The sequence below is a fragment of the Streptomyces sp. NPDC104096 genome, from assembly GCF_055584385.1.
On record NZ_JBVJMD010000135.1, the window covers coordinates 1 to 4,630 of the forward strand.

Annotated in this window: 1 protein-coding gene; it reads left to right on the forward strand. The window is 72.9% G+C overall.

Translation table 11 applies throughout. From position 1 onward, the window contains the following. Window positions 1-4,630, forward strand: a 4,630-nt coding sequence (locus tag ACZ60B_RS42590; RefSeq protein ID WP_469397374.1) for a type I polyketide synthase, incomplete at both ends; no start/stop codon positions are given.

Here is a 4,630-nt window from a genome sequence, read left to right on the forward strand (position 1 = left end):
CCCTTGCCGAGGTACTGTCCGGCACGTCGGTCACGGCCGTGGTGCACACGGCCGGCGTCCTCGACGACGGCGTGATCGCCGCGCTCACCCCGGAGCGCATGGAGAAGGTGCTGCGTCCGAAGGTCGACGCCGTGCTCAACCTCCATGAGTTGACGAGCGACCTGTCGGCGTTCGTCGTCTTCTCCTCGGTGTCCGGGATCCTGGGCAGCGCGGGACAGGCCAATTACGCGGCGGCGAACACCTTCCTCGACGCCTTCGCCGAAGCCCGCCGCGCCCGCGGGCTGCCCGCCACGTCGCTGGCGTGGGGCCTGTGGGAGCAGAGCGGCGGCATGGCCGACCGGCTCGACCGGGCGGACCTGGCCCGGCTCGAGCGGGTGGGCGTGGCCCCGCTGGCCGTCGGCGAAGGACTGCGACTGTTCGACGCGGCCCTGACCCTGGACCGGGCCGCCGTCGCCCCGCTGCGGCTGGACCTGGGCGGGCTGCAGGACAGGGTGCCGCCGGTCCTGCGAGGGTTGCGCGGACCCGTACGGGGCGCCGCGCGGCGCGCGGCGCGGACCGCGCCGAAGGGATCGCTGGGGCAGCGGCTGGCCGGGCTGCCGGAGGCCGGGCGTGAGCAGGTGGTGCTGGACCTGGTGCGTACCGAGGTCGCCGCCGTGCTCGGTCACGCCTCGGCCCAGGCCGTACAGCCGGAACACGCGTTCCAGGACGCCGGTTTCGACTCGCTCACCTCGGTGGAACTCCGCAACCGGCTGAACGCGGCGACCGGGCTGCGGCTCCCCGCGACCATGGTCTTCGACCACCCCACGCCCGTCGCGCTCTCCCGCTTCCTGCTGGCCGAGACACTGGGCGTCCAGGAGCGGTCCGAGGCAGCGGTCGTCACGGTGACCGGGACGGACGAGCCGATCGCGATCGTGGGCATGGCCTGCCGTTTCCCCGGTGACGTGCGGTCGCCCGAGGATCTGTGGCGTCTCGTCGCCTCCGGCGGCGACGCGGTCTCGGGCTTCCCCGAGGACCGCGGCTGGGACGTCGAGGACCTCTACGACCCGGACCCCGACCGCTCCGGCAAGTCCTATGTGCGGCATGGCGGCTTCCTCCACGAGGCCGCCGAATTCGACCCGGCCTTCTTCGGGATCTCGCCGCGTGAGGCGCTGGCGATGGATCCGCAGCAGCGGTTGCTGCTGGAGACGTCGTGGGAGGCCTTCGAGCGGGCCGGGATCGACCCGGTGACGGTGCGGGGCAGCAGGACCGGTGTCTTCGCCGGCGTGATGTACCACGACTACGGCGGGCGCGTGACGACGGCTCCGGAGGGCATGGACGCCTACCTGGGCAGCGGCAGCGCGGGCAGCATCGCCTCCGGCCGGGTCTCGTACACGTTCGGCCTGGAGGGCCCGGCCGTCACGGTCGACACGGCGTGCTCGTCGTCGCTGGTGGCGCTGCACCTTGCCGCGCAGGCGCTGCGGAGCGGGGAGTGCTCGATGGCGCTGGCCGGCGGAGTCACCGTCATGGCGACTCCCTCGACGTTCGTGGAGTTCAGCCGTCAGCGCGGGCTGTCGGCGGACGGCCGGTGCAAGGCGTTCGCCGCCGGGGCCGACGGCACCGGGTGGGCCGAGGGCGTCGGAATGTTGCTGGTGGAGCGGCTGTCCGACGCGCGTCGCAACGGGCACCGGGTGCTGGCGGTGGTCCGCGGTACGGCGGTGAACCAGGACGGTGCGTCGAACGGTCTGACGGCGCCGAACGGTCCGGCGCAGCAGCGGGTGATCCGGCAGGCGCTGGCGAACGCGGGCCTGTCCTCGGGTCAGGTCGACGTGGTGGAGGCGCACGGTACGGGTACGAGGCTGGGTGATCCGATCGAGGCGCAGGCGCTGATCGCCACGTACGGTCAGGAGCGGCCGGAGGACCGGCCTCTGTGGCTGGGCTCGCTGAAGTCGAACATCGGCCACGCCCAGGCCGCCGCGGGTGTCGGCGGTGTGATCAAGATGGTGATGGCGATGCGGCACGGTGTACTGCCGCGGACCCTGCACGTGGACGAGCCGACGCCGCACGTGGACTGGTCGGCCGGTGATGTACGGCTGCTGACCGAGGCCGTCGACTGGCCGGAGACCGACCGCCCGCGGCGTGCCGCCGTGTCGTCCTTCGGCATCAGCGGCACCAACGCCCACGTGATCGTCGAACAGGCTGCCGACCTGGCGGAGTTGCCGCCCGGACCCGACACCGACGCGGTCGTACCGTGGGTACTGTCGGGCAGGACGGAGACGGCGCTGCGAGCACAGGCGGGACGTCTGCTGTCCCTGGCGACGGCCACCGTCACGGACCTGCGGCCGGCCGACGTCGGCCTCTCGCTCGCCACCGCACGCTCGGCCATGGAGCACCGGGCCGTCGTAGTGGGGGAGAACCGGGACGAACTCCTTGAAGGACTTGGCGCGTTGGCCGCAGGGTCACCGTCCGCCCGGGTCGTCCTGGGTGAACCGGGCACCGGCGGCAGGACCGGTTTCCTGTTCTCGGGGCAGGGTTCGCAGCGGATCGGCATGGGGCGTGAACTGTACGCGGCGTACCCGGTGTTCGCGGCGGCCTACGACGAGGTGTGTGCGCTCTTGGACGCGCCCGTGGATGTGGACTCGGAGGAGTTGAACCGGACGGGTTCGGCGCAGCCCGCGCTCTTCGCGTTCGAGGTGGCGCTGTTCCGACTTCTCGAATCGTGGGGCATCCGGCCGGACTACGTGGCGGGTCACTCGGTCGGTGAGATCGCGGCCGCGCACGTGGCCGGGGTGCTGTCGCTCGAGGACGCGGCGAGGCTGGTGTCGGCGCGTGCCGCGTTGATGCAGGCGCTGCCCGTCGGCGGTGCGATGGTCGCGGTACAGGCGACCGAGGACGAGGTGCTGCCGTACCTGACCGGCGAGGTCGGGATCGCGGCGGTCAACGGCCCGAGGTCGGTCGTTGTCTCCGGGGCCGAGGACGTGGTTGTCGCCATCGGTGAGGCCTTCCGGGAGAAGGGGCGCAAGACGTCCCGCCTGAAGGTCAGCCATGCGTTCCATTCGCCACTGATGGATCCGATGCTGGACGAGTTCGCGCAGGTCGCCGGCGATCTGGCCTTCGACGAGCCGCGGATTCCCGTCGTTTCGAACCTCACGGGCCGGCCGGCCGAGCCGTACACGCCCGAGTACTGGGTCCGGCATGTCCGCGAGGCGGTCCGCTTCGCCGACGGGATCGGGACCCTGCATGAGCTGGGCGTGGCGACCTTCGTCGAGATCGGTCCGGGTGGTGTGCTCAGCTCCCTCGTCCAAGGCTGCCTCGACGGCTCGGACATCGTCACCGTCCCCGTCGTACGGACCGACCGCCCCGAGCCGCAGTCCGTCGTCACCGCGCTCGCCGAACTGCACGCACACGGCGTCTCCCCGGACTGGCAGGCGCTCTTCCCCGGCGCCCGCCGCGTCGACCTGCCGACCTACGCCTTCCAGTACGAGCGCTACTGGCTGGACGCGCCCGAGGAGTTCACCGGCAGCGCCGCCGCCACGGGACTCGGGCTGGGAGCGGCGGAGCACCCCTTGGCCGGCGCAGTGGTCGCGCTGCCCGGTGCCGACGGGTTGCTGGTCACCGGGCGGCTGTCGCTCAGGACGCATCCCTGGCTCGCCGACCACACGGTCATGGACAGTGTGCTGCTGCCGGGTACCGCGCTGGTGGAACTGGTGGTGCGTGCGGGCGACGAGGCCGGTTGCGCGCAGGTCGAGGACCTGACGCTGGAGGCACCGCTGGTCGTCCCGCAGCGCGGTGGCGTGGCCGTGCAGGTCTGGGTCGGGGCCGCGGAGGAGCCGGGCAGGCGCGCGCTGAGCGTGCACTCGCGCCGGGAGGACGCCCCGGACGACGCGCCGTGGGTACGGCACGCGGTCGGCTTCCTGACGGACGCGCTGCCCGAGCCGCCGCACGGCGCAGCCTTCGGCGCGTGGCCGCCGGCGGGTGCCGAGGCCGTCGACCTGACCGGGTTCTACGAGGAGCTGGACGGACTTGGCCTGGGCTACGGCCCGGCTTTCCGGGGCCTGCGGTCGGTGTGGCGCAGCGGGAACGAGGTGCTCGCCGAGGTCGCCCTCCCCGAGGGCACGGAGGCGGGCGCGTTCGCCCTGCACCCGGCGCTGCTGGACGCGGCGCTCCACGCGATCGGCGCGGGCGGGCTCGTCCCCGTCGTCGACGGGCCGCTGCTGCCCTTCGCCTGGTCCGAAGTGGGTGTGCGTGCCGCGGGGGCGACGGCGCTGCGGGTCAAGATCTCCCGCACGGGTACGGACGCGGTGTCGCTGACCGTGGCCGACACCTCGGGTGGTCTGGTGGCCACGGTCGGCTCACTGTCGCTGCGGCCGGTGTCACGCGAGCAACTGCTCGTGGCGGGCGGCTCCGACAGGCGTGCCGAAGACTCGCTGTTCGGCCTCGCATGGCAGCCCGCGGCCCTCACCGAGGTCGACGCTGCCGCCGGGCTCGACCTACGGAGCTACGCGGACCTGGCCGCTCTGTCCGCCGAGCCGGCCCTTCCCGAAGTCGCGGTGGTGACGGTCGTTCCGTGCCCGGTGGGGTCCGGGTCCGGTACGGAGACCGCGGACCGTGTGCACGGTGTCGTGGGTGAGGTTCTGGCGCTGGTGCAGTGGTG